The sequence below is a fragment of the Streptomyces sp. NPDC043876 genome, assembly GCF_056435825.1.
This window is the reverse complement of record NZ_JBWKDV010000003.1, coordinates 484,997-509,903: the sequence shown is the minus strand read 5'-3', so window position 1 is coordinate 509,903 and position 24,907 is coordinate 484,997. Positions and strand designations below refer to the sequence as shown.

21 protein-coding genes are annotated in these 24,907 nt (G+C 74.5%); 11 read left to right on the top strand and 10 right to left on the bottom strand.

The window, feature by feature from the left end:
* Window positions 1-7: 7 nt before the first annotated feature.
* Window positions 8-1,447 carry an FAD-dependent monooxygenase gene (locus tag AC0693_RS11740; protein ID WP_478801611.1) on the bottom strand — a complete coding sequence of 480 codons (1,440 nt, stop codon included), beginning with the start codon at window positions 1,445-1,447 and terminating at the stop codon, window positions 8-10.
* Between the two features lie 172 nt (window positions 1,448-1,619).
* Between AC0693_RS11740 and AC0693_RS11735 the strand changes: the two genes are divergently transcribed.
* Together AC0693_RS11735 and katG are read left to right on the top strand one after the other, a co-directional pair.
* The gene (locus AC0693_RS11735; RefSeq protein WP_478737864.1) at window positions 1,620-2,276 is read left to right on the top strand and encodes a TetR/AcrR family transcriptional regulator C-terminal domain-containing protein; all 657 of its coding nucleotides are present in this window, start codon (window positions 1,620-1,622) and stop codon (window positions 2,274-2,276) included.
* A 175-nt stretch (window positions 2,277-2,451) separates the two neighbouring features.
* Window positions 2,452-4,641, top strand: a complete 2,190-nt coding sequence (katG, locus tag AC0693_RS11730) for a catalase/peroxidase HPI (protein WP_478737307.1) — start codon at window positions 2,452-2,454, stop codon at window positions 4,639-4,641.
* Between the two features lie 91 nt (window positions 4,642-4,732).
* Here katG and AC0693_RS11725 read toward each other — a convergent pair whose 3' ends face one another.
* A complete protein-coding gene (locus AC0693_RS11725; RefSeq protein ID WP_468465987.1) occupies window positions 4,733-4,969 on the bottom strand; it encodes a hypothetical protein in 237 nt (78 codons plus the stop codon).
* A gap of 168 nt (window positions 4,970-5,137) precedes the next feature.
* On the opposite strand from AC0693_RS11725, the gene AC0693_RS11720 reads away from it, so the two are divergent.
* The 3 genes from AC0693_RS11720 (at window position 5,138) to AC0693_RS11710 (ending at window position 10,065) form a co-directional block, all read left to right on the top strand.
* Window positions 5,138-6,598 (top strand): amidase, encoded by a 1,461-nt coding sequence (locus tag AC0693_RS11720; protein ID WP_478801610.1) that lies wholly within the window; start codon window positions 5,138-5,140, stop codon window positions 6,596-6,598.
* Between the two features lie 203 nt (window positions 6,599-6,801).
* A complete protein-coding gene (gene rox, locus AC0693_RS11715; RefSeq protein ID WP_478801857.1) occupies window positions 6,802-8,259 on the top strand; it encodes a rifampin monooxygenase in 1,458 nt (485 codons plus the stop codon).
* A 231-nt stretch (window positions 8,260-8,490) separates the two neighbouring features.
* A complete protein-coding gene (locus tag AC0693_RS11710; protein ID WP_478801856.1) occupies window positions 8,491-10,065 on the top strand; it encodes a serine/threonine-protein kinase in 1,575 nt (524 codons plus the stop codon).
* A gap of 18 nt (window positions 10,066-10,083) precedes the next feature.
* On the opposite strand, the gene AC0693_RS11705 is transcribed toward AC0693_RS11710, so the two are convergent.
* Window positions 10,084-10,791 carry a L,D-transpeptidase family protein gene (locus tag AC0693_RS11705; RefSeq protein WP_478801609.1) on the bottom strand — a complete coding sequence of 236 codons (708 nt, stop codon included), beginning with the start codon at window positions 10,789-10,791 and terminating at the stop codon, window positions 10,084-10,086.
* 135 nt (window positions 10,792-10,926) lie between these two features.
* Between AC0693_RS11705 and AC0693_RS11700 the strand changes: the two genes are divergently transcribed.
* The gene (locus tag AC0693_RS11700) at window positions 10,927-11,637 is read left to right on the top strand and encodes a hypothetical protein (protein WP_478801608.1); all 711 of its coding nucleotides are present in this window, start codon (window positions 10,927-10,929) and stop codon (window positions 11,635-11,637) included.
* Here AC0693_RS11700 and AC0693_RS11695 read toward each other — a convergent pair.
* Window positions 11,620-12,954: a right-handed parallel beta-helix repeat-containing protein gene (locus AC0693_RS11695; RefSeq protein WP_478801607.1), complete on the bottom strand. Its 1,335-nt coding sequence runs from the start codon at window positions 12,952-12,954 to the stop codon at window positions 11,620-11,622. The genes AC0693_RS11700 and AC0693_RS11695 overlap by 18 nt on opposite strands.
* Before the next feature lie 89 nt (window positions 12,955-13,043).
* Between AC0693_RS11695 and AC0693_RS11690 the strand changes: the two genes are divergently transcribed.
* Window positions 13,044-14,168, top strand: coding sequence for a Dyp-type peroxidase (locus AC0693_RS11690; protein ID WP_478801606.1), 1,125 nt, complete (start codon window positions 13,044-13,046; stop codon window positions 14,166-14,168).
* Window positions 14,169-14,242: 74 nt separating this feature from the next.
* On the opposite strand, the gene AC0693_RS11685 is transcribed toward AC0693_RS11690, so the two are convergent.
* A complete protein-coding gene (locus AC0693_RS11685) occupies window positions 14,243-17,848 on the bottom strand; it encodes an MSCRAMM family protein (RefSeq protein ID WP_478801605.1) in 3,606 nt (1,201 codons plus the stop codon).
* A gap of 253 nt (window positions 17,849-18,101) precedes the next feature.
* Here AC0693_RS11685 and AC0693_RS11680 point away from each other — a divergent pair, with 253 nt between their 5' ends.
* Complete coding sequence (locus tag AC0693_RS11680) at window positions 18,102-18,851, top strand: UdgX family uracil-DNA binding protein (protein WP_478801604.1); 750 nt, start codon at window positions 18,102-18,104, stop codon at window positions 18,849-18,851.
* A gap of 69 nt (window positions 18,852-18,920) precedes the next feature.
* Here AC0693_RS11680 and AC0693_RS11675 read toward each other — a convergent pair whose 3' ends face one another.
* Window positions 18,921-20,384, bottom strand: coding sequence for an aminotransferase class I/II-fold pyridoxal phosphate-dependent enzyme (locus AC0693_RS11675; protein ID WP_478737324.1), 1,464 nt, complete (start codon window positions 20,382-20,384; stop codon window positions 18,921-18,923).
* A 108-nt stretch (window positions 20,385-20,492) separates the two neighbouring features.
* Here AC0693_RS11675 and AC0693_RS11670 point away from each other — a divergent pair, with 108 nt between their 5' ends.
* Together AC0693_RS11670 and AC0693_RS11665 are read left to right on the top strand one after the other, a co-directional pair.
* Complete coding sequence (locus AC0693_RS11670) at window positions 20,493-21,716, top strand: amidohydrolase (RefSeq protein ID WP_478801603.1); 1,224 nt, start codon at window positions 20,493-20,495, stop codon at window positions 21,714-21,716.
* 127 nt (window positions 21,717-21,843) lie between these two features.
* Complete coding sequence (locus tag AC0693_RS11665) at window positions 21,844-22,338, top strand: STAS domain-containing protein (protein WP_478801602.1); 495 nt, start codon at window positions 21,844-21,846, stop codon at window positions 22,336-22,338.
* A gap of 55 nt (window positions 22,339-22,393) precedes the next feature.
* On the opposite strand, the gene AC0693_RS11660 is transcribed toward AC0693_RS11665, so the two are convergent.
* From AC0693_RS11660 to AC0693_RS11650, 3 genes are all read right to left on the bottom strand, one after another.
* Window positions 22,394-22,831, bottom strand: coding sequence for a hypothetical protein (locus tag AC0693_RS11660; protein WP_478801601.1), 438 nt, complete (start codon window positions 22,829-22,831; stop codon window positions 22,394-22,396).
* 253 nt (window positions 22,832-23,084) lie between these two features.
* Complete coding sequence (locus AC0693_RS11655; RefSeq protein WP_469339865.1) at window positions 23,085-23,636, bottom strand: cysteine hydrolase family protein; 552 nt, start codon at window positions 23,634-23,636, stop codon at window positions 23,085-23,087.
* A gap of 38 nt (window positions 23,637-23,674) precedes the next feature.
* Complete coding sequence (locus AC0693_RS11650; protein ID WP_469315959.1) at window positions 23,675-23,818, bottom strand: hypothetical protein; 144 nt, start codon at window positions 23,816-23,818, stop codon at window positions 23,675-23,677.
* A 203-nt stretch (window positions 23,819-24,021) separates the two neighbouring features.
* Here AC0693_RS11650 and AC0693_RS11645 point away from each other — a divergent pair, with 203 nt between their 5' ends.
* A complete protein-coding gene (locus AC0693_RS11645; RefSeq protein ID WP_468466007.1) occupies window positions 24,022-24,297 on the top strand; it encodes an early set domain-containing protein in 276 nt (91 codons plus the stop codon).
* A gap of 1 nt (window position 24,298) precedes the next feature.
* Here AC0693_RS11645 and AC0693_RS11640 read toward each other — a convergent pair whose 3' ends face one another.
* Window positions 24,299-24,844 carry a DUF5133 domain-containing protein gene (locus tag AC0693_RS11640; protein WP_478801600.1) on the bottom strand — a complete coding sequence of 182 codons (546 nt, stop codon included), beginning with the start codon at window positions 24,842-24,844 and terminating at the stop codon, window positions 24,299-24,301.
* Window positions 24,845-24,907: the final 63 nt, after the last annotated feature.

Here is a 24,907-nt window from a genome sequence, read left to right as displayed (position 1 = left end):
CCGCCCGTCAGGCGCCGCCCGCGGCTGCGCCGAAGCGGGCGAGGTAGCGGGGCAGGCCGGTCGCGTCCTCGCCCGCCCAGCCGACGTATCCGTCGGGCCGGATCAGGAAGACTCCCGTGCCGTACGGCGCGTACGCTCCGATCCGGTGGACCCGGACGAACTCCCGGTCAATCAGAGGCAGTTCGGCATCGGTGCCGACCGCCAGCAGGGTGAAGTGCGGCCCCCGGAAGAGGCCGAAGAGCCTGCGGCCGTCCGGCAGCGGGCCGTCCGGGGCCCGGTCACCGGCGCGCAGCGCCCCCGCCGCGCCGACGGAGAGCGGGCCGCCCGGGTAGCCGAGGCCGAGCTGGCGGGTGGCCTCGCCGCGTTCCTCCTCGCCGCGGTGGATCCGGGTGGTCAGGCCGAGCATCTGCGCGGCGACGGGCTGCCGTTCCTGTTCGTAGGTGTCGAGGAGCGCGGGGTCCGCGCCGTGGCGCAGTACCTGGCCGAGCTTCCAGCCGAGGTTGTAGGCGTCCTGGACGCTGGTGTTGAGTCCCTGGCCGCCCGCCGGGGAGTGCACGTGGGCCGCGTCGCCCGCGAGCAGCACCCGCCCGGCGCGGAAGCGGTCGGCCATCGCCGCGCGCGGCCGGAAGTCGGAGGCCCAGTGGACCTGCGTGACGTCCTGGGCGCTCAAGTGCGTACGGGCGGCCACCACGGCCGGGATGTCGAGGTCGTCGGTCCGCGCGACGAGCTGGAAGTCCTCGGTGCCCGGAAGCGGGCAGAGGGCGGCGAAGGCGCCGTCGGGGCCGGGGAAGAGGTGCCAGTGGTCGCGGTCCAGGGCGCCGGGGCGCAGCCGCAGGTCGGCGACCACCATCGGCTCCGGGGCGACGGTGTCACCGCTCTGGGCGGTCATGCCGATGCCGAGGGCCTTGCGGACGGTGGAGCGGCCCCCGTCGGCGGCGATCAGATGGGCGACGCGCAGGACGGCGCCGTCGGCGAAGTGTGCGTCCACGCCGTCGGCGTCCTGGTCGAGACCGGTCAGGCGGGCGCCGAAGACGACGCGGCCGCCGAGTGCGGTGAGGCGCTCGAAGAGGATCTCCTGCGTCCGCCATTGCGGGAGCAGCCGGGCGCGGGGGTGGGGCTCGGTGGCGGTGGGTCCGCCGGCAGCGCTGTCGCCGAGCATGTCGTGCTCCCCGGTCGGCGCGCCGTCCTCCCAGATCAGCCCCATGGGGGCGGGGGCGCTGGAGGCGAGCACCGCGTCGGCGACGCCGAGGTCGTCGAGGACTTCCAGGGTGCGCGGTTGCAGGCCCTTGCCGCGCGAGCCGGGGAAGAGGGTGTCGGCCCGCTCCACGACCAGGGCGCGAACGCCCCGGCGGGTGAGGTCGACGGCGAGGGCGAGTCCGGTGGGGCCGGCGCCGACGACGAGGACCTCGGGAGCCCCCGAGTCCTTAACGTCGTTAAGTTCAGTCATGGCACGAGGGTGGGCTTAACGCTGTTAAATTGTCAAGGTGGCGAGAGAACGAGAAGCAGCGGCGCCCGCGGACCGGGCACACCCGGGCGCACCGAAAGCACAGGCCGGCGCGGGGAAAACGACAGCACGGCAACGGGAGGGCAAGCCCGAGCGGGCCCGGCTCGACCGCCCGATGGTGGCCGCCACCGCGCTGCGCCTGCTGGGCGAGGTGGGCCTCGAAGGCCTCACCCTGCGGGCCATCGCCAAGGAACTGGACGTCAAGGCCCCGGCCCTCTACTGGCACTTCAAGGACAAGAAGGCGCTGCTCGACGAGATGGCCACCGAGATGTTCCGCAGGATGACGGCGGACCTCGCCACGGCCGTCCACCCGCCCCGGGACTGGCACGAGGCGCTGGACACCGCGATGCGCGGACTGCGCGAGCACCTGCTGCGCTACCGGGACGGCGCCAAGGTCTACAGCGGCACGCACTTCACCGACATGAGCTTCGCCGCCCCGATGGAGGCCCACCTGCGGACCCTGGTGGCCGGTGGCTTCAGCGCCGCCGGAGCGGCCCGCGCCTGGTTCACGGCGTACAGCTACACCATCGGGTACGTGATCGAGGAGCAGTCCATGGGCCCCCTGCCCGGCGCGGACGGCGAGGGCTACGACCTCGAAGCCCGCGCCGCGCGCCTCGCGGACTACCCGCTGACGACCGCGGCTGGCCCGGCGATGTTCCGCGACCGGGACGCCGGATTCGAAGCGGGCCTGGCGGCGGTGCTCGCGGGCATCGGCGCGACCCTCCTGCCCGCCCCGGACCAGCGCGGACCCGCCGCGTCGGCCCCGGCCTGACGGACGTCCGCCACGGCCCGAGCCTGGCTGGTTCCCTTCCGTCCTGCGTGTTCGCGTGGCGGTGCGGGGCGCGGTGCGCGACCATACGGACGCCGATACGCGCTCGATCGTCGGCGGCGCTCGGAGCGGCCGGCGGTCAGCCGAGGGAAACACCGAGACAGGAAGAAGGACGGACGTGTCCGGCAGCGAAAGCGAGAACCCAGTCATCCCCTCACCGGCCCCCGTGTCGACCCGCCCCCGGGCGAACCGGGACTGGTGGCCCGATCAGCTGGACCTTCAGGTGCTCCATCAGCACTCGCCCCGCGCCAACCCGATGGGCGAGGACTTCGACTACGCGCGCGAGTTCGCGACCCTGGACGTGGAGGCGCTGAAGCAGGACGTCTTCGCGGTGATGACGTCCTCGCAGGACTGGTGGCCCGCCGATTACGGCCACTACGGACCGCTCTTCATCCGGATGAGCTGGCACTCCGCGGGGACCTACCGCATCGCCGACGGCCGGGGCGGCGGCGGCGCGGGCGCGCAGCGCTTCGCCCCCCTCAACAGCTGGCCGGACAACGCGAGCCTCGACAAGGCGCGCCGGCTGCTCTGGCCGGTCAAGCAGAAGTACGGCCGCAAGATCTCCTGGGCCGACCTGCTGGTGTTCGCCGGCAACTGCGCGATGGAGTCCATGGGCTTCAAGACCTTCGGGTTCGGCTTCGGGCGCGAGGACATCTGGGAGCCCGAGGAGATCTTCTGGGGCCCCGAGGACACCTGGCTCGGCGACGAGCGCTACAGCGGCGACCGCGAGCTCTCCGGTCCGCTCGGCGCCGTGCAGATGGGGCTCATCTACGTCAATCCGGAGGGTCCCAACAGCAATCCGGACCCGGTGGCCGCCGCCCGGGACATCCGCGAGACCTTCGCGCGCATGGCGATGAACGACGAGGAGACGGCCGCCCTGATCATCGGCGGCCACACCTTCGGCAAGTGCCACGGCGCGGTCGGCGCCGAGTACATCGGCCCGGAGCCGGAGGCCTGTCCGATCGAACAGCAGGGCCTCGGCTGGAAGAACACCCACGGCAGCGGCAAGGGTCCCGACGCGCTCACCAGCGGCCTGGAAGGCGCGTGGACCACCTCGCCGACGACGTGGGACAACGGGTACCTGGACAACCTGTTCCGCTACGACTGGAAGCTGACGACCAGCCCGGCCGGTGCCCACCAGTGGACGCCCACGGACCCGGCGGCCTCGGACACCGTGCCGGACGCGCACGATCCGGCCAAGAGGCACGCTCCCATGATGCTGACGACGGACCTCGCGCTGAAGGTCGACCCGGTCTACGGGCCGATCGCCAAGAGCTTCCACGAGAACCCGGACAAGCTCGCGGACGCCTTCGCGCGGGCCTGGTACAAGCTGCTGCACCGTGACATGGGTCCCCTCTCCCGCTACCTCGGCCCCTGGATCGCCGAGCCGCAGCTGTGGCAGGACCCCGTCCCCGAGGCCGACCACCCCCTGATCGGGGACGCGGAGATCGCCGACCTGAAGGCCCGGGTCCTCGCCTCGGGCCTGACCGTCCCGCAACTGGCCACCACCGCCTGGGCATCGGCGGCGAGCTTCCGCGGCACCGACAAGCGGGGCGGCGCCAACGGGGCGCGGATCCGGCTCGCGCCGCAGAAGGACTGGGAGGTCAACGCCCTGCCCGAGGTGACCGAGACCCTACGGGGCCTGGAAGGGATCCGGCAGGACTTCAACGCCGCGCAGAGCGGTGGCACGAAGGTCTCGCTCGCCGACCTGATCGTCCTGGGCGGCTGCGCGGCCGTCGAGCAGGCCGCGCGGCAGGCAGGATACGAGATCATGGTCCCGTTCACGCCGGGGCGCACGGACGCCTCGCAGGAGCAGACGGACGTGGAGTCGTTCGCCGTGCTCGAACCGAGGGCGGACGGGTTCCGCAACTACGTCAAGGCGGGCGAGAAGCTGTCGCCGGAGACGCTCATGCTGGACCGCGCGAGCATGCTGAACCTGACGGCGCCGGAGATGACGGTGCTGACGGGCGGCATGCGGGCCCTGGACACGGGTTTCCGCAGGTCTGCACACGGGGTGTTCACCGACCGCCCGGGGACGCTGACCAACGACTTCTTCGTGAACCTGCTGGACATGGGCACGGAGTGGAAGGCGTCCGACTCGGCAGAGAACGTGTTCGAGGGACGGGACCGCGCCACGGGCAAGGTCCGGTGGACCGCCACCGCGGTCGACCTCGTCTTCGGCTCGCACGCCCAGCTCCGGGCCCTCTCGGAGGTCTACGCCAGTGCGGACGCCGGAGAGAAGTTCGTGCGCGACTTCGTGGCGGCGTGGGACAAGGTGATGAACCTCGACCGGTTCGACCTCGCCTGATCCGCCCGTGTCCCGGCCGGCCGCTCGTCGGCCGGGACACCCGCGGGCGGCCGGCTGCCCGCTGCCCGAGCCTCCTCGCGGGGTCAGCGCGTCACGACTCCGTCCAGTGGTACTTCCCGCCGCCGACCCACCGGACCTCGCCCGGGTCGTCCAGGTCCCGGATCGTGATGCCGGCGGCCGCGGCGGTCAGGACCACGTCGGTCATGGACGTGGCGGTGGTGACGAACTGGCCGTCGATCTCCACGATGCGGAACGGCCGGTCGCCGCCGTGCACGCCGAGCACGGTGACGCGCGCCGGGGAGATGTAGGGACTCGCGCTCTCGGTCATGCGAACCTCGCCTCCGCCCATCGGTCCGAATCCCGGATCCGCTGGGCGCCTGCCCGGTAAGGGCCCGCTCATGCCGGCCGGCGGACCGGCGGCGGGTCCTTGACGCGCGGGCGGCGGGGCACCAGCCTTGGCCCGGTTACTCGTAGGTAGGCGAGAGGGGTGGCGGCCATGGACGGGCACGGTGCACGGAGCGGCGGCGGGCAGCGCTCCGCAGAACAGGACCGGGACGACGCGGAGCTGATGTTCCTCGGCGTCGAGCGGCAGGCCGAGCTCGTGCGCACCGGGAAGACCACCTCCCGTGCGCTCGTCGAGGCCTCGCTGCGCCGCATCGCCCGGCTCGATCCCGCCCTCGGCGCCTTTCGCGCCGTCCTCGCCGGCCAGGCGCTCGCCGAGGCCGACGAGCGCGACGCGGCGGGCCCCGGTGGCGGCCCCCTGCACGGGGTGCCCGTCGCCGTGAAGGACGAGCTGGACGTCGCCGGTCAGGTCACCGGTTTCGGCGGCGCCGCCAACCGCCGTCCGGTGGCCGCCGACGGCGAGGCCGTGCGCCGCCTGCGCGCCGCCGGAGCCGTCGTGGTCGGCAAGACCGCGATGCCCGAGTTCGGCCAGTGGCCCTTCACGGAGTCGGCGGCGCACGGCCACACCCGCAACCCCTGGGACACCACTCGCACGCCGGGTGGCTCCAGCGGCGGCAGCGCCGCGGCCGTCGCCGCGGGCCTGGTCGGGGCGGCCCTCGGCGGGGACGGCGGCGGATCCCTGCGCATTCCGGCCGCCTGCTGCGGTCTGTTCGCGCTCAAGCCCCAGCGCGGCCGGGTCTCCACCGCTCCGCACCCGCATCTCTGGTACGCCCTGGGCACGGTGGGCCCGCTGACCCGCGGGGTGCGCGACACCGCCCTGCTCTACGACGTGCTGGCGGGGACGACCGCCACCGACCGCTGGAGCGCCCGGCCCGCCTCCACCGGCTGGCTCGCGGCCCTGGAGACCCCGCCCGGCCGGCTGCGCATCGGCTACTCCGCCCGGCCCGCCGTGCCCGGGATCACCCCCGATCCGGAACACGTCGGGGCCCTGCTGGAGACCGTACGGACGCTGCGCGCGCTGGGTCACGACGTGCGCGAGGTGCGTCCCCGCCTCCCGGACGCCACGGCCCCGTTCGTCGCCCAGTTCCTCGGCGGGGTCCGGGCGGAGGCCGCCGCCGTCGAGCGGCCCGAGCTGCTGGAGCGGCGCACCCGGCAGGTGCTGGCGCTGGCCCGCCTGGTGCCCGAATCCGCCGTGGAACGCGGGGTCCGGGCGGGCGAGCGGCTGGCGGCGCGCGCCGACCGGATGTTCACCACGATGGACCTGCTGCTGACGCCGGCCATCGCCGGACGCCCGCGCCCGGTGGGCGCCCTGGACGGTGCGGGGCTGCTGACCGCGCTGGTGCGCTCCCGCCCGATGATCGCGTACACCGCGCTGTGGAACGTCACCGGCCATCCGGCGGCCTCGGTCCCGGCGGGGTACGGCGAGGACGGGCTGCCTCTCGCCGTGCAGCTGGTGGGCCGCCGCGACGACGAACTGAGCGTCCTGCGGGTGGCGGCGCAACTGGAGGCGGCCCGGCCCTGGGCGGACCGGCGTCCCCCGGCGGCGGCGCACTGACCTGGGCGGCCCGCGGCGGGCGCACGGCGGGCCCAACGACGAAGGGCAAGGAGATAACCACTCCTTGCCCTTCTTAACTTATAGCGCACAGGGGGGCTTGCGGCAAGGCCCCGGCCCTGCCGCAGAATGGCCGACCGAAGCCAGGACCTGCAGAAATGGGCGTTGTCATGAGGGACGTGCTGGACGTGGTGGACACGACGGACGTGGTGGACGTGATCGTGGTCGGCGGCGGACCGACCGGCCTGATGCTGGCCGCCGAACTGCGGCTGCACGGCGTGGGCGTGGTCGTGCTGGAGAAGCTGACCGAACCGACCGAGGAGTCCCGCGGGCAGGGCCTGCACGCGCGCAGCGTCGAGGTGATGGACCAGCGCGGTCTGCTGGACCGGTTCCTGGAGGTCAGTGAGAAGTTCAGCGTGGGCGGGATGTTCGGCGGCGTCATGAAGGCCTGGCCGGACGGCCTGGACACGGCCCACCCCTACGGCCTCGCCACCCCGCAGCCGGTCTCCGAGCGGCTGCTCGGCGAGCGCGCCCTGGAACTGGGCGCCGAGATCCGGCGCGGCCGCGAGGTGGTCGCACTGGACCAGGACGAGGACGGGGCGGAGGTCACACTGGCGGACGGCACCCGGCTGCGCGCGCGCTACCTCGTCGGGTGCGACGGCGGCCGCAGCACGGTCCGCAAACTGCTCGGCGTCGGCTTCCCCGGGGTGCCGGCCACCGTCGAGACGCTGATCGGCGAGATGGAGGTGACCGAGGACCCGGAGACGGTCGCCGCCGTCGTCGCGGAGGTCCGCAGGACCGAACTGCGGTTCGGCGTCGCCCCGGTGAAGAACGGCAAGTGCCGCGTCATCGTGCCCGCGGAGGGGGTCGCCGAGGACCGCGCGACCCCGCCGACGCTGGAGGAGTTCAAGCAGCGGCTGCGGGACGTCGCGGGCACCGACTTCGGCGCGCACTCCCCGCGCTGGCTGTCCCGGTTCGGCGACGCGACCCGGCAGGCGGAGCGCTACCGGGTCGGCCGGGCGCTGCTGGCCGGCGACGCGGCCCACGTCCACCCGCCGACCGGCGGCCAGGGGATGAACCTCGGCGTGCAGGACGCGTTCAACCTCGGCTGGAAACTGGCCGCCGCCGTCAACGGCTGGGCTCCCGAAGGCCTGTTGGACAGCTACCACACCGAACGGCATCCGGTGGGCGCGCGCGTGCTCGCCAACAGCCGGGCACAGATGGTCCTGTTGGGGGCCGACCCGGGGCCGACCGCGCTGCGCGAGCTGTTCTCGAAGCTGATGGACTTCGAGGAGGTGAACCGGTACGTGACGGGGATGATCACCGCGGTCGACATCGGCTACGACTTCGGCGAGGGGCACGAGCTGCTCGGCCGCCGGATGCGCGACCTGCGGCTGAAGGGGGGCCGCCTCTACGCGTTGACGCACGCCGGGCGGGGACTGCTGCTCGACCAGACCGGTCGCCTCTCGGTGGCGGGGTGGGAGGACCGGGTGGACCACGTCGTGGACGCCGTCGACGCGGACGAGGAACTGGACGTGCCCGCGGTGCTGCTGCGGCCCGACGGCCACGTGGCGTGGGTCGGTGACGACCAGGAGGATCTGCTGCGCCACCTGCCCGAGTGGTTCGGCGCCGCCGACGGCGGGGCGCTCTCCTGCGCCGAGTGACGGGACCCGGTGTCCACGGCCGGCGGGCGGCCCGCGCGTTCCTGACATGCCCATGCGTCTACTCTTGTGCCCGGCGGAGGTCAGTAGGGCCGGCTGGGCCGAGAGGGGCCCACGGGCGAGCGGTGGGAAACGGGGCGAGCGGTGCCGGCGGGGGAAGCGAACGACAGCGAGTTGACCGGCAGACTGCTCGGCGGCCGGTACCGGGTGACCTCGACGGTGGGCCGCGGCGGCATGGGCGTCGTCGCCCGGGCCGTGGACGAACTCCTGGGCCGGGAGGTGGCCGTCAAGATCCTGCGGGCCTACACCGACGCCGGTGAGCGCGAACTGGCCGGGCTGCGGACCCGGATGCGGCGGGAGGCGCAGGCAGCCGCCCGGATCCGGCACGGCGGCGTGGTCACCGTGCACGACGTCACGGAGGACCGGGGCCTGCCGGTCATCGTCATGGAACTCGTCGACGGGCCCTCCCTCGACGACGTGCTGAGCGAACGCGGTCCGCTGGATCCGCGGGAAGCGGCGTCGATCGGGGCGCGGCTGATGGAGGCCCTCGACGCCGCGCACCGGGCGGGCGTCCTGCACCGGGACGTGAAACCGGGCAACGTGCTGCTGGAGCGCGGCGGCCGGGTGGTCCTCACCGACTTCGGCATCGCCACCATGGACGCCACCGAAGAGGACGCGGTCGCCAAGCTGACCCGCAGCGGCCAGCTCATCGGTTCGCTCGACTACCTGCCGCCGGAGCGCGCCCAGGGCCACGAGCCCGGTCCCCCTTCCGACATCTGGTCGCTCGGCATGACCCTGTACGCGGCGGTGGAGGGCAGCTCGCCGTTCCGCCGCACGTCCGCCTGGTCGACCCTGTCGGCGATCGTGAGCGAGCCGCTCCCGGAGCCCCGGCGGGCGGGGCCGCTCATGCCGGTGCTGCGGGCGCTCATGGCGAAGGACCCGGCGGCGCGGCCCAGCGCCGCCGAGGCGCGCGCGATGCTGGAGGAGGTCGCGGCGGGGCGCACGGCGCCCGTGGCGGCGGCGAGCACCGTCCTGCCGGCGCCGCCGGTCCCGGCGCACCCCGGACCGGCCCCCGCCGCGGCGGCGCCCCCGGCCGGCGCCTTCGGCCCGCCGCCCGTGGTGGCCGCCGGGCCGTTCCCGCCGCCCTACCAGGAGCCGTACGGGCACCCCGGGCCGTACCCCCGGCCGCAGGCGTACGCGCAGCCCCCGCACACCGGCGCGGCCACCGGGTCCGCCCCGCGCCGCAGCCGTACCCGCACCCGCGCCGCGATCGCCGTGGCCGTGGTCACCGTGCTGGGCGCCGGCGCAGTCGGGTACGCGCTGTCCAGCGGCCATGGCGGCGGCCGCGGCGGCCCACGGGCGGCGGCGCCCGGCGCCTCCACCGCGAGCGGCCGGCCGGACCAGGGCGGGGCGACCGGCGGCGCGGGCGTCCCGAGCCCCTCCCCCTCCCCCGCCTCGACCCCGAAGAAGAAGCCGTCGGCCAGCCCCTCGCCGTCCCGGACGCCGTCCTCCGGCCCCTCGGCCACGCCGAGCCCCGTGCCGACGAGTTGCACCGGATGGAGCCACAAGGATCCGGCCCCGGGCAGCTACGGCTACCTGTCCGGCGACTACCACCTCGAAACGGGCCCGTACCAGAACTGCCCCGCCGTCACCCTCGCCAAGAGCGGCACGAAGCTCCGGTTCCAGTGCTACGTCGTCAACGCCTACGGCAACAGGTGGACGTACGTGAAGGTGGACGGCGCCGGCGCCGCCGGCTGGATGTCCGACGCCAACCTGACGCGGCGCAAGGGCTCCGTGTCCCCCTGCTGACGCCCCGGGCGGCCGCGGTCACGTGGCGGGTTTGCGGCCCCAGACGAAGACGGAGTCGCCGATCGCGGTGGTGTTCCAGAGGCGTTCGGCGTCGGCGAGCCGGAGGTTGATGCAGCCGGCCGAGCCGCCGCCGTTGAAGAGGTCGCCGTACACGCCGTGCAGGGCCTGACCACCGGAGAAGTACTGGGCGTACGGCATGGGGGCGTCGTCGTAGAGGTCCGACGTCTCGTCGATGACCCGGTCGGTGATCTCGTGCCAGCCGTCGCGGGTCTGCTGACCCCACCGGCCGGTGCGGACCGGGACCGCTTCGTAGACGGGGCTGCCGTCGTACTGCACCCACAGCAACTGCCGGGTGAGGTCCACGCACACCACCTTGCGGGAGCGCACCGGGCACCGGCCGTCCCGGTTGGGGTGGCGTCGTTCCTCGACGACCAGGGTGGCCCGGTAGGTCGCCAGGTTCGCGCTGCCGTCGGCCGGTGTGAGGCCCGTGCGCTGCTGGAAGGCGCGGATGGCCTCGCAGTCGGCGGTGCTCTGCCGGCCGTCGGCGGGGAGCCGGAGGTACTGCTCCATCTCCCACTGGTAGGGGCCGGTGTCGGCGGTGCAGGCGGCGGGGGCGGCGGACGCCGCGGGTATCGGGCACAGGGCCAGCGCCCAGGCGAGGACCGCCGGGACCAGTGGGCCCAGCCGGCCCGGCCCGCGCCGGCGGTGTCGACGTGGTGCGGCCATGCGCCTTCCTCCAGACGTGCGCCCCGGGCGGCTCCCCGGCGAAACGAACGACCCCCGCAAGGCATTCGAGCACGTCCGGCCGTGTCGCGTGCCGTGGTGCGGGGCCATCCGGGTCCGCGGTGGTGGGGTGGCCGGGTGCCCACACGATCCCGGTTCCCGTACGTGCCGCTGGCGGCGGCCCTGATCCTCCTGTCCGGCTGCGGCGGCGGTGGCGGCCCGGGCGCCGGCGAGGGGCGGGCGCTCACCCAGGAGGAGGCGCAGCTGCTGGCGCTGGTACGGCTGTCGGCGTACGAGTCGAGCCCCGCCGGGATGACCGTGCGCGTCCCCGGTCCCGCCGGGGTCACCGTCGTGAGCGCGGTCGTCGACTACCGCAGCCGCCGCGGCTCGGGCACCTTCACGGTCCCGGGTCGGCCCGGCGTCGGCGGCGCCCTGGCCTGGGACGACACGAGCGTGTCCGTGGACCCGGCCGGAGGCCCCCGGCGCTGGTCCCGGCGGCCCCTCACGGGGGACCCGCTGGACCGGGCGCTGCGGCTGGCCCTCCAGCTGGGCCACGACCGGCCGGAGAACGCCCAGTTGCTCGCCCAGTCCGGTGCCCGGTGGCTCGGGCGGCGCGGCCTGCCGGGCGCGGACGGGCGGGAGGGACGGGAGGCGCAGGGCGGGCACGACCGTTCGTACGCCGTCTTCGCCGGCCCCCGGCCGCCCCGCCACGAGGGCGCGCCATCCTCGCCCCTGACCTACTGGGTGGACGGGAAGGGGGCCCTGCGCCGGGTCGAGGCCCGCCTGTCGGGCGAGGGCCCGGCGGCGACGGTGGACTTCACCGGGACGGTGTCAGCCGGTGGCCGCTGACGCGGCCGCCACCGGCTCCGGCAGCGGGTAGCGCGCCGGGTCCGCGGCCGGCATGCCCGCGGCCGGGGTGCCCGGCGCGGTGGCCGCCCCCGGCATCGCGGGCTGCGGCCCCGGCGGGGGCACCCGGCGGAACGACAGCCCGGCCGGGGCCGCCGGAGCGGGCGGCCCGGCGGCCGGTGCCAGCGGCGCCGCGGGCCCGCCGCACCGGGCGGCGGCGGACAGCCCCTCGGGCGAGTCCGTGGCCTCCCCGTTCCCCGCGAAGCAGTTCCCCGCGGCGCCGGGCGCGATCAGGACGAGGTCGGTGCCGTTGCCGGTCACCCGGTTGGCACGGGCCCGGTTGCCGGTGACCGGGTAGCCGAGGACGTCGGTGAGCAGGAGGCCCGCGTGCCGGTTGCCGACGATCAGGTTGCGTTCCAGGACGTTGTCCCGGCCACCGCCGATGCCGATCCCGATGCCGAAGCCGCCGTCCGCCTGTTCGGGACTGGCCGCGTCGTTGTTGTCGGTGAGCGTGTTCCCAACGAAGACGGCCCCGTGCTGCGGCGCGAGGGACTCCAGGTCGTTGGAGTTCACGGCCGCCCCCACGCGGTTGAAGCGGGAGCGGTTGCCCAGGAAGTACAGGTCCTGCGAGGCGTTGGTGACTTCCAGCCCGACGGCGTTGTGCTCGACGGTGTTGTCGCGGACCACCGTGCGGCAGGGCGAGCACTGCCCCACGTAGATCCCCGAGTCCGCGTGGCCGGAGGCGTAGGAGTGCTCGATGACGCCCTCGCTCGCGTCGAAGGCGTAGATGCCGTAGAGGGCGTTGTTGTGCGCGGTGACGTACGCGGCGCGAAAGCCCCGCAGGGGCGGGTGGCGGCGGGTGTCGAGGCGCTCGTAGTGCTTCCCGCCGCCCGCGCCCGTCTGCCGGGTGGCGTCGGTGACTCCGGTGATCAGCAGGCCGTTCGCCAGGTGGTTGCGCACGGTCAGGTTCTCCACGGCGGATCCGGCGCCCGTGACGGTGATGCCGTTGGCCCGCCGGAACTCGCCGTCGATCACGGTGCCGGAACGGTCGGCGCCCCGCAGGACGACGCGGGGGGTGGAGAGCGTCACGCTCTCGCGGTAGACGCCCGGCGCCGCCAGCACGACGTCACCGGGCCGGGCCCGGTCCACGGCCTGCTGGATCGAGCGGAACTGCGCGGGGACCCGCAGGACGCGAGGAACGGTGGCGCCCCGGGGGCCGTGGGAGCCGGGAAGGTCGTCGGTGGGCGCGGCGCAGGAACCGTTCGCCAGGACCGTCAGGACGGTGGCGGCGGTGAGCAGGGCGCGGAGGCGGAATCGCATGGGGAGAGGTGTATCGTCCCCGATGCCCAGGACGCCATTTCCACCCAATTGTCAGATAACTCGGATAACTCGGGGGCACGGTCGTGGTCTTGCCCAGTCGTCGCGGCGTGGTCGGTGCGGTCGGTTTCGCCGGTGCGGCGGCGCTCGCGCTGAGCGGATGCGGGCCGGCCGCACCGGGCGCGCCTTCTTCCGCACCCGCTTCCGCCCCGGCCCCGGGCGCCGCGGGCGGGGCGCCGGCGCGCCCTGGCCGCCAGCGGGGGATCACCGATCCGCAGCCCCGGCACGTGCTGCTGCTCTCCTACGACGCTGCGCCCGGCACAGCCACCCCAGCCGCCACCGCCGCCACCGCCGTCCGGTCGGTGGCCGGGCGCTGGTCGGCTCTGTTCGGGCGGGAGGGCGTGAACACCGGCCCGGAGCTCACCGCGACCGTCGCGTTCGGTCCCCGCGCGTACGCTTCCGGCGGCGCCGGGGCGCCGCCGGAGCTGCGGGACCTGCCGCCGTTCGCCGGGGACCGCCTCGACCCGGACGCGGGCGGCGGTGACCTCCTGGTCCAGGTCTGCGCCCCGACCGCCGAGGCCTGCGCCCGGCTGGGGCGCGCTCTGGACGGGGCGGCGGGCCCGGCCCTGCGTCCGCGCTGGCGGCAGGCCGGGTCGGTGCCCGCGGCCGCTCCCGGCGAGGCTCCGCGCAACCTGCTCGGCTTCAAGGACGGCACGGCCAACCCCGGGCCGCGGGAGGCCGAGCGGTCGGTGTGGATCACCGGTGGAGCCCACGCGGACGGCTGCTACCTCGTCCTGCGCCGCATCCGGCTCCGCGTGGCGGAGTTCCTCGCACTGCCCGCCGCCCGGCAGGAGCGGGTCATCGGGCGGCGCCGGGAGAGCGGGGGGCCGCTGGGCGGCGGCCCGGAGCGCCAGGAGGTGGACCTGTTCGCGAAGACCCCCGAAGGGCGGTACGTGCTCCCGGCCAACTCCCACGTGCGGCTGGCGCACTCGCGCTACGACGCAGGGGCCCGGATGCTGCGCCGCGGCTACGGATACGACAACGGGCCCGAGGACCGGGGCCTGCTCTTCCTGGCCTACCTGAACGATCCGGCGCTGTTCGCGCGGGTCCAGCGGCGGCTGGCGGCGGCCGACGCGCTGGGCGCGTTCACCGAGACCTTCGGTTCGGGCCTGTACTTCGTGCCCGCGGCGGACCGGATCGCGGACGCCGGGGGCTAGGGGGTGCACGTCGGACCCCGGCCGCGTGCGGCCGGGGTCCGGGTCGGTGCGACGGTGGTGCGTTCAGCGCGGGTTCAGTGCCCGGGCTGCCAGTCCACTCCCTCGTCGTCCGCGTCGTCGCTGTCCTTCGGGTGCGGGGGGCGGTGGGGGTCCTTGCCGCCCTTGCCCTTGTCGGGTTCGCCCCGCTCGTTGGAGAGCGTGACGCGGATCCCGGCCTCGGCATTGCCCGCCGTCAGGGTGTGCGGGCCGCTGACCGGCTGGGCGGGCAGCCGGTAGCCCTCGGGGACCGCGGTCTCCTTCAGGTAGTAGGTGCCCAGGGCGAGCCCGGCGAAGCGGCAGTGTCCCTCTCCGTCGGTGGCGCAGGCGGCACCCGCCTTGGTGTCCGCGGGGCTGCCGGTGGTCTGGAGCCCGGGCCTGCCGTTGGTCTCCTGCCACAGCTCGAACACGGCGCCGCGCAGCGGGCGCCCGGTGGTGGCGTCCTTCTTCAGGATCTCGATCCCGCCGAGCACGGCCTGGTTGGTGAGGGTGATCCGCAGTGCCTGATCGGAGGCCTGCGCCGTCAGCTCGTGCGGTCCGCTGACGGCCGGCTCGGGCAGGCGGTAACCGTTCGGTGCGGCGGTCTCCTGCCAGTAGTAGCTGCCCAGCGCGAGTCCCGCGCGGGTGCAGATGCCGTCGGTTCCGGTGGTGCACGCCTCACCCGCGCGGGTGTCCGCGTCGGTGCCCCCGGCCTGTAGGCCCGGTCGGCCGTTGGATTCGTGCCAGAGCTGGAACACGGCGCCCGCCAGCGGCTTTCCGGTGGTCGCGTCGGTCTTCAGGACGGTGATCGAACCGGTCCGCTGCTCGTTGGTGAGGGTGACGGTCAGGCCCTGTCCGGCGTTCTCGGCCGTCAGTTCGTACGGTCCGGTCGCGGCCGGGTCGGGCAGCCGGTAGCCGTCCGGGGCGGCGGTCTCCTGCCAGTAGTAGCTGCCCAACGCGAGCCCGGTGTGGACGCAGAGCCCGTCCCGGCCGGTGGTGCAGGGCGCGCCGACGCGGGTGTCCGCGTCGGTGTCGCCGCTCTGCAGGCCCGGTCGGCCGTTGGACTCCTGCCACAGCTGGAACACGGCGCCCGGCAGCGGACGGCCGCTGCCGCGGTCGGTCTTCAGGACGCTGATCGCGCCGGTGCGCCGCGCGTTGTCGACGGTGACGACGACGCCGCGCTCCGCGTTCCGCGCGGTGAGTTCGTGCGGTCCGCTGACCGGCCGGTCGGGCAGGACGTAGCCCGCGGGGGCCTCGGTCTCCTGCCAGTAGTACGAGCCCGGCGGCAGCCCGTCGGTCTTGCAGACGCCGTCGTCGCCCGTGGTGCACGGGCCACCGACCCGGGTGTCACCCCCGGTGGCGGCCGTCTGGAGTCCGGGGCGGCCGTTGGTCTCGCGCCACAGCTGGAACACCGCGCCCGCGAGCGGGCGGTTGGTGCCCGCGTCGTGCTTGACGACGCTCACCGCGCCGGTCGGGGGGATGTAGTAGCCCGCGTCGTGCGTGTGGTCGTTCGCGCCCGCAGCGCCGGTGCGCAGGGACTCGGTCTGGGTGGCGGGGTCGGGATTGGAGTCCACCGACCGGTCGGGGCCCTGTTCCTTCGCCGTCGGGACCAGGTCGGCGGGGGCGGGCTTCTCCGGGATGCCGCCGGTGTCCGCCGTCCCCACGTCGAAGGTGATGCGGTAGTCGGTGTGCGGCTTGACCTGGAAGTAGTACTCGCCGCGGGCGTTGGTGGTCGTCGTCTCCAGGACGGCGCCGTCCTTGTCCTTGAGGGTCACCGTGGCGCCGGGGATGGGCTCCTCGGTGGGGCCCTGGACGCCGTCGCGGTCCCGGTCGAACCAGACGCGGTTGCCGATCTGCACCGGCGCCTCGTCACAGAGGAGTTCGAGGTCGCCGAGCCCGTTCGCCTTGCCGAAGGAGCCCTTGCCCTCGTCGACCTGGTAGTCCTGCGAGCCCAGGCCGGTGGTGTTGTCGAACTTGCGCACCCCGCCGGAGAAGATGGTCAGCGGGTCCACGATGGTGGAGACCGTCTGGGTGAAGCGCGGTGCGAAGGCGAGGCCGCCCTGGAGCGATTCGGCGAGCTGGCCGAGCGTGGAGTCGCCGGGGTAGTACTCCTTGACGCCGTCCTGCTGGGGCGGCTGGCTGCCCGGGGCGAAGTGGTTGGGGCAGGCGTCCGACTCGCTGTCCCAGACCCACCCGGTGGCGGTCTTGCACACGCGGGTCATGTCGCCCATGGCCGGGAAGAGGGACCGCTGCGTGGCGGGGTCCTCGGTGGTGCTGCCCTCGGGCGGCAGGGCCTCGTAGCCCGCCTGGTCCCCGAGCCGGTCCCGGAAGCCGAGGACCATCGACCCGTCGCGGTCGAAGACGATGTCGGAGAGCATCGGCATCGGGAAGTTGGACTGCTTGAACCAGGCGTACGGGTCCCAGGTGGCCAGCCAGTGGCGCCAGTGGGTGTCGCCCAGCGTGGCGGAGTAGCCCATGCCGCGCTCGGCGCCGAGGCCGTGGCCGATCACCGTTTCGAAGGCGGTGCCGTTCAGCTTGAGGACGAAGGCGCGCAGGTCCTCGTCCTTCTGCGAGGCCTCCGCGCTGCACGTGCCGCCGACGTACACGGCTCCGTCGTGCATGCCGAGTCCGTACGGCCTCCAGTCCGCGGCTCCGCCGGGGCAGCCGGGGTCGGGGACGGGGATGACCTGCTTCGGCGTGGCGGCCGGCTTGCCCGGGCCCGCGCCGTCGGTGTCGTAGACGTACAGGCTCTTGGCCTTCAGGCCGACGGCGTAGAGGGTGCGGCCGTCGTCCGCGAGGTCGAGGTCGCCGAGGCCCTCCTTGCCGACCGCGTTGTTGATCTCCAGCGAGTCGCGGGTGAGGTCGGCGGAGTGCCGGGCGTCCCCCGCGTCGGGGACGGTCGCGAACAGCGAGGTCTTCTTCGTGCCCCGGTCGACGACGTAGATCCCGCCCGGGCCCCCGGGGCCGTAGGGCATCAGCCGCTTGGTCAGCGCGCCGACGAACAGCTGGTCCGTGTCGCGCCGGTGGGCGAGGCCGTAGGTGGAGCCGACCTCTTCGTACGTCGTCTCGTCGGTCGGCGCCGGAGCCTCGCCCGTGCGGTCGTACGGCCACGAGACCAGGGCCTTGGAGCCGGTCTGCCCCGGAGCGCTCTGGTGGTGGCAGGGCGTGGCGAGGTCGGGGTTGGCCTGGCAGTAGTCGGCCGGGTTGTGGACTCCCGTCACGACCGAGGCGTTCGCGTTCGTCACGTCGACGAATTCCACGAGGGAGGACAGCGAGGGCGCCGGGCCGCCCGCCTGGGCGGGCCGCAGGTACGGCTTCGCGCGCGGGATGACGGCCTCGACGCGGTAGCGGCCGCCGGTCAGTCCGAGGGAGCCCGGTACCAGCACCACCTTGCCGTCGGCGCCGGTGACGCCCCGCCCGGTCCTGCCCGAGGCATCGGTCAGCGTCACCGGGATGCCCTGCTCGCCGACCTCCAGGGCGGGGGTCCAGCTGCCGTCGGAGTCGACGTCCCGGACCACGGTCACCGTGACCGAGCCCTCCGCCCGTGCGGCCGGACCCGCGAAGGCGGGCGGCGGCGCCGCGAGGGCCGGGAGCGCGACGAGCGCGGCCAGACCCCCCAGCCACCGCCGGGCCCCGTGGCCGGGGACTCTCAGGGGAACGCTCATGTGCCTCATTTCGGAGGTCCACTGACGTGGACGACTGACTGTGGGCACAGGATGCGGTTCGGCCTGCGCATCCCCCGTCCGCCGTGCGGCGCGGCCACCCCCTTGCCGCACACAAACACCCGGACGTCCCTGCGCCGACGAGGAATGCCGCAGGGGCGGCGCGGGCAGCCGCCTCCCAGGGAGCGGGGCCGCGTCGTGGCGGGTCGCCACCGGCGGCCGGTCCGCGGTCCGCGGATCCGAGGAGGTGGCGGGCGTGGCGAAGACCGGGACCGCGAACGCGGACACGGGCGGGGGCACCGGCGAAGGGGCGGGGGCGGGGGCGGGGGCGGGCTACGACGCCGGGCCGTACGTCCCCGGCAGCACCGCCCTCACGACGCTCCGGCGCGCGTCCGCCGACTGCCGGGGGTGCCCTCTGTTCGCCGACGCGACACAGACGGTGTTCGGGGCGGGACCGGCCCACGCGCGGATCATGCTCATCGGGGAGCAGCCCGGGGACCAGGAGGACCTGCGCGGTGAACCCTTCGTCGGCCCTGCCGGGAGCCTGCTCCGCAAAGCGATGGCGGAGGCGGGGCTCGACGACGAGGCCGCCTATTTCACCAACGCGGTGAAACACTTCAAGCACGCGCCCGCCGAGCGCGGCAAGCGGCGCATCCACAAGGCGCCGAGCCTGCGCGAGATGACCGCGTGCCGGCCGTGGCTCGTGGCCGAACTCCGCGCCGTGGACCCCGACCTGGTGGTCGCGCTGGGCGGGACGGCCGGCAAGGCCCTGCTCGGCCGCGCGTTCCGCGTGGGCGAGCAGCGGGGCCGGCTGCTCACGATGCCGATGCCCGACGCCCTCGGTCACGACCCGGCGGACGGCTCCGGACCCGCGGACGGGCAGGCGAGCGGCGTTCGGCTGCTGGCCACGGTCCACCCGTCCGCCGTCCTGCGCGCCACCGACCGCAAAGCGGCCTACCAGGGACTGGTGACGGACCTGCGCACGGCCGCGACCGCGCTGGACTGACCCGGCCGCGACGGGACGGGATGGGCCGGGCCGGTTCCGGCCCGTCCGGGGCCCGAGCCGTCGCGGCGCCTACTTCACCACCCGCACGCTCGTGACCTGCGCGTCGACCGCGTCCGGTACCACCATGCCCGCCTCGACCCCGCTGCGCAGGTACCGCAGCACTTCCTCGTTGATCCGCTCTCCCGGCAGCACGACCGGGATCCCCGGCGGATAGGGCGTGATCATTTCGGCGGCCACCCGGCCGACCGCCTGCTGCCAGGGCACCTGCTCCGTCTCGGCGAAGAACGCGTCGCGGGGCAGCATGACCTGGTCGAGCCGCAGGTCCGCCGGGGAGGGCACCTCGACCCGGGCCCTGCCCCCGGAGCGGTGCGGGCCCGAGGCGGAGAGGTCCTTGAGCGCGGCCAGCAGCATGCCGGTCGTCTCCTCGTCGTCGGCGTGGGTCAACTGAGCGCTGATCCGCCGGTGGTCGGAGAGGTGCAGGTCGATCGCGTGGCGCTCGCGCAGCCAGTCGGCCGCCGCGTAGCCGGTCGTGCCGAGTTCGCTGATGTCGATGATGATCTGAAGCGGGTCCATGTCGGTGGACCGGCCCGGTCCGCAGAAGTCGTCCCGGCCGTGCACGTGGAAGCCGGGGATCTCCGCGATGCGGCTCCGTACGGAACGGGCCAGGGCGAGCGCTTCGTCGTAGATCTCCCGGCCCTGCTCCACCATCTGGCGGCGCCAGCCGTCCAGGGCGGCGTAGATCAGGACCGAGGGGCTGGTGGTGCCCAGGAGGTCTTCGCGGCTGGAGAGCACCTCGGGGCGGACGAGGTCGCCCTGGAGGTGGAAGACCGACGACTGCTCGATGCCCGACCCCATCTTGTGGACGGAGGTCACGCAGATGTCCGCGCCCGCGTCCATGGCCCAGGTGGGCAGATCGGGGTGGAACGGCAGGTGCGCGCCCCAGGCCTCGTCGACGATGAGCGGCTTGCCGTGGCGGTGGCATGCCTCGGCGATGGCCCGCAGGTCCGAGCAGGTGCCGTAGGGGGTGGGGGTGGTGACGAGCGCCCCCCGGGCATCGGGGTGCTCGCGGAACGCGGCTTCGAAGGCCTCCGCCGACGGCGGGTGTGCCAGGTGGCGCTCCTCGTCCCACTGGGGGTCGACCCACACGGGGGTGATGCCGGAGAGCACCAGGCCGGAGACGACCGACTTGTGCGCGTCCCGGCCCACGAGCAGCTTCTCGTGGGGCCCGGCGACGGACAGCATGGCGGACTTCACGGACAGGGAGCTGCCGCAGGTGGAGAAGAACGCGTGGTCGGCTCCCACGGCGTCGGCCATCAGCGCTTCGGCCTCTTCCACGATCCCCTGGGAGCTGGTGCGGTCGTCCAGGCCGCTCGTGGCCAGGACGTCGGACAGGAACACGGCGTCCCCGAGGACCGCGCGGACCCGCGGGTCCGCGCCCCGGGCCTGCTTGTGCCCCGGAGGGGTGAACGCCGTCTCCTCCCGGCGGTGGTAGGCGGCGAGGGCGTCGAGCACGGGCGCTTTGGAATGGTTCATGCGTCGGCGTCTGCCCTTGCTCTGCGTGGGGAAACGGCGCCCGCGCGCGCATGGCGGGGCGCGGCGCGGACACACGCGTCGCATGGCGCGCCGGTGCGAGGAGGAGACGTGGGCGACGCATCCGATGACCTTTCACGGGACCGGTCCGAGGACCTCCACGGTCGGCTGCGGCGGGCGTGCGCCCGCCGGGCGGACGACCTGTGGGAGGTGGGCCGCACCCTGCACGCGGATCCCGAACTGGCGTACGAGGAGCACCGCGCGGCCCGGCTGCTCACCGACCGGCTCCAGGGGGCGGGGTTCGAGGTCCGGCGCGGCGCCGCCGGGCTCGACACGGCGTTCGTGGCCCGCTCGGGTCGGGGCGCGGGGCGGTGCGTGGCGCTGCTGCTGGAGTACGACGCCCTGCCCGGTCTCGGGCACGCATGCGGTCACAACCTGATCGCCGCGGCCGGGCTGGGAGCCGCGATGGCGCTGCACGACGTCCTCGGCACGGGCGGGATCGCGGGCAGCGTGCTGGCCGTGGGCACCCCGGCCGAGGAGCGGGGCGGCGGCAAGGTGGCGCTGGTGGAGGCCGGCGTGTTCGACGGGGTGGACGCGGCCCTGATGTTCCACCCGGGGGTGCACGACTGGTCGTGGGCCCCGCTGACGGCGCAGACGCAGGTCCGGGTCGGGTTCCACGGCCGTGCGGCGCATCCCACGGGCGACCCCACCGGCGGGATCGACGCCCTGGCCGCTCTCGTCCAGCTGTTCAACACCGCCGCCGTGGTGGGCAGGCGCCTGCCGTCCGGCTCCCACGTCCAGGGGATCGTGACGGACGGGGGCAGCGCGACCAACATCGTGCCCGCCTACGCCGAAGGCCTGTTCGGCCTGCGCGCGGCCACCAGCTCCGCGCTCGACGACCTCGTCGCGGAGGTCGGCACCTGGGCCGAGGGGGTGGCGGCCGCGACCGGCACCACGGCGGAGGTGACCCGGCTGGGCCGGGGCTACGCCCACTTCCGCGACAACGACGTCCTCTCGGAACGGTTCGCCCGCCACCTCGCCCGGTCCGGCATCCACCTCACGCCGCCGCGCGACGGGGTGTACCCCGGTTCGTCCGACATCGGCGACGTGAGCCACCGGGTCCCCGCGATCCACCCGTTCGTCGCGATCCTGGGCGACGACGCCTCGGACCACACCCCCGCCTTCGCCCGGGCCGCGGCGTCGGAGCGGGGCCGCGCGGTGATGCTGGCGGCCGCCGAGGCCCTGGCCTGCACGGCGGCCGACGTCCTCACGGCGCCGGGGTTCGCGGACGAGGCGTGGGCCCGGATGCGCGCACAGGAGGCGGCGGGGCAGTGAACCCGGCGGGCGGGCGCGGGCGCTCGGGCATTGCGGACCCGGCCGGGAGGGAGCAAGAATCGAAGGAGCCGCCCGGCCCGTCGGCCGGGCACGCGTCCGTGTCTCCCGCACGGCGGGGTGAGGTGTCATGGCCAGTGACTTCCACATCGGGATCAGGCAGTACGGTCCGACCGTGTACCTGGTACCGACCGGCGAACTCGACCTCAGAGCCGCGCCTGCCTTCGCGCGCCTGGACGCCGCCTTGGAAGGCCTCGGCGAGGACGTCACGGTGGTCGTGTGCGACATGGGCCGCGTGTCCTTCGTCGACGTTTCGGGCCTGCACTGCCTGCTCGGCCTCTCCGAACATCTGAAGGCCCGCAAGACGGCCCTGTTCGTCTTCCGCTGGCGCGCCCAGCCGCAGCGGCTCCTCGACCTGGTCGACGAGCTGGACCATTCGGCCGGCCCCGTGCCGGAGAACGACGCGCCGTCGGCCGTGGCCGCCCTGCGCCGTGGGCTGGGGGCCCGCGCGCAGGCGGCGCGGGAGGCCGGGGCGGCCCGGGCGACCGCGCGTGCCGAGGTCGCCGTACCGTCGGTGCCGGCGGTGCACAGCCCCGGGCCGGAGGGCGTCCCCTCCCCCGGCTGAGCCCGGCGCGCATCGCCGAGTCGGCTGCGTGCCGCGAGCGGGCGGTCGTACGCCGTCAGTGCGTGCACGGATGGCTGTCCTGCTGGGCGCGGCGGATGCCCGTAGCGCGCTGGCGCAGGGTGCGCATCGCCAGGGCCCGCCGGAAGGTGTCCGCCCCGATCTCCGCCCCGGTGTCCGCCGGAGCGTCCGCCCGGGCAGGGGCCTGAACCGCGTCGGCGCCGGTCGCCCGGCCGGGCGGAGCGATGACCGTGACCGGGGTGGACCGCTCCGCCGCCCAGAGCAGCACGGCGTCGGCGGCGGCCGCAGCGTCCGCGCACGGGAGGTGGCCGGTGTCCAGGACCAGGACGCCGACCGAGGGCGGGATCAGCGCCAGCACCCGGCTCAGGCGGCTCGACCGGTCGGGCCGTGTTCCGGGGCGCGGCGGCCCGTCGGGGCAGAGGGTGAGGACGGCGAAGGTGCCCAGGAACTGGACCCGGGCGGTGTAGGGCTTCATGGGGCGTTCCCCTGGCAGGGGGCGGCAGCCCTGGAAGGCGAGCACCCCAACGGAGCCCTCGGGGTCCGGAGCACGGCAGGAGCCGTGAACGTGTCCGGCGTTCAAAGCCGCGACGGCATCGGACGCGCATGCCGGGGCCGCCCGAAGGCGGTGGGTCACCGAAGCCTCAACCGACGGAACCAGGCTGGTCCATCCCTCCCACCATCCCACACAAATGCCCTGATCAGGGTCGATCGGAACCGCTCGGAAGCCGTCACGACCGGTCGGGTCCGGTCAGGGCCGTGGCGGCGGGAAGGATGCGGGCCGCCATGTTGGTCTCCATCATGCGCAGGGCCGCGTCGGCCAGGTCCTGGTGGATGTGGGCGACGGCGTCGCGGGCGACGGTGACCGAGAGGTGACGGATGTGCGCGTCGAGGGCGGAGTAGAGCACGCACTGCTCCGTGACCTGACCGCACAGCACCAGGTGCGAGACGTCCAGGGTGCCCAGCAGGTAGGCGAGCGGCGTCTCGTAGAAAATGGAATGGCGCGCCTTGACGATCACGTAGGAGTCCTCGTCCGGGCGGACGGGTTCGACCAGCTCGGCGTGCGGACCCGCGAGGGCCGCCTCGACGATCTCCCCGTGGTGGGACCGCCATTTCCCGAAGTTGTCGTTGACGTAGATCACCGGGATCTCCCGCTCGCGGGCTTCCCCGAGCAGGTCCACCACCACCGGCAGGATCCGCTTGACGGACGGAACGAGCAGGTCCGCGTCCTCGTGGTCGTAGGAGTTGAGCATGTCGATGACGACGAGTGCGGTCTTCATCAGGGTCTCCCCGCTCCCGGTCGGGTTCGGTCCGCGAGCACTCAGCCGTGCCCCCTGCGCTTCGGGGCCCCGGCCCGCCGGATCAGCGCCACCAGTGCGGCTGCGGCGCCGACCAGCTGGTCCGTGATGAGCGAGGCCTTCAAACGGGCGCTCTGCGCCGTCCTGCCGGTGTCCTTGCCTGCCATGTCGCCTTCCTTCTTCTCCCGTGCGATGCCTGCTCGGGTGCAGTGTGCTGCGCGTTCGCTCCTGCGCCTGCCCGGCGCAAGCGCGGTCAAGCCGTACGAGTGACGTTCCCCGCGGCGCGGCGGGTCGCCGGACGCTCCGGCGCGGGAGAGCCACGCTGTCACGGGCCGACGAGACACGTCCGCCGAACACGAAGGAGCAGGCTGTGCTGGAACGGAAGAACCGGAAGAACGCGACCGACATCACCTTCGTACTGCCCCAAGACGTTCCGCCCGGGCCGGTCAGCGTGGTCGGTTCGTTCAACGACTGGCGTCCCGGCACCCACGTCCTGGAACCGCGCCCCGACGGGACGCGCGCCGTGACCGTGGCCCTGCCCGCCAAGAGCACCCACGACTTCCGCTACCTCGCCGCGGGCGACTACTGGTTCAACGACGAGACGGCCGACGGCCACGAGGGCCCCAACAGCCGGCTGACCACCTGACTCACCGTCCGTGGGGAGGGGCTTCCAGGCGGTTGACGGCGAGCAGCTCCTCCGCCGCCAGCAGCGCGCCGTGCGTGCTGCGCTGGCCCATGAGGACGCACAGCGTGTACGCGGCGTCCTCCAGGTCGGTCCGCGCCCCCACGTCGCCCGGCGCCGCCAGGGTCTGGCGGCGCGCGGCGCGCAGGTGGTTGACGTGCCGGCGCAGCGTCTGCGGCTTCGGCGGCAGCCAGGAGCCGGACGGCGGATCCGGCGGGGTCTGCGCGTAGGCGATGGTGCGGCGCAGCGCCTGGTCCAGCGCGGCGGGGACCGGATCACCGCTCCGCAGGGCGAGGACGGCCTCGACCGACTCGTGCGGCGCGGCCCCGGCGGCCTCCGCGGCGTCCGCCATGATCCGGCGGGCCCTGGCGGCCGTACAGGGGACCAGGGCCATGAGGACCCCGGTCGCCCGGCCGCTCGCGGCGCGCGCCGCCCGGGCCGCGCGGGCGGCCCGCTGCCGCTCTCCGTCGGCGGGCGCGGGAATCTCGGGCTGCTGCGGGGGGTGGTCCATCCGTCCGCTCCTTCGAACCGGGTCGTCCCCGCCGGGTGCCGTACGGGGGTCCTGCTGTGTAGC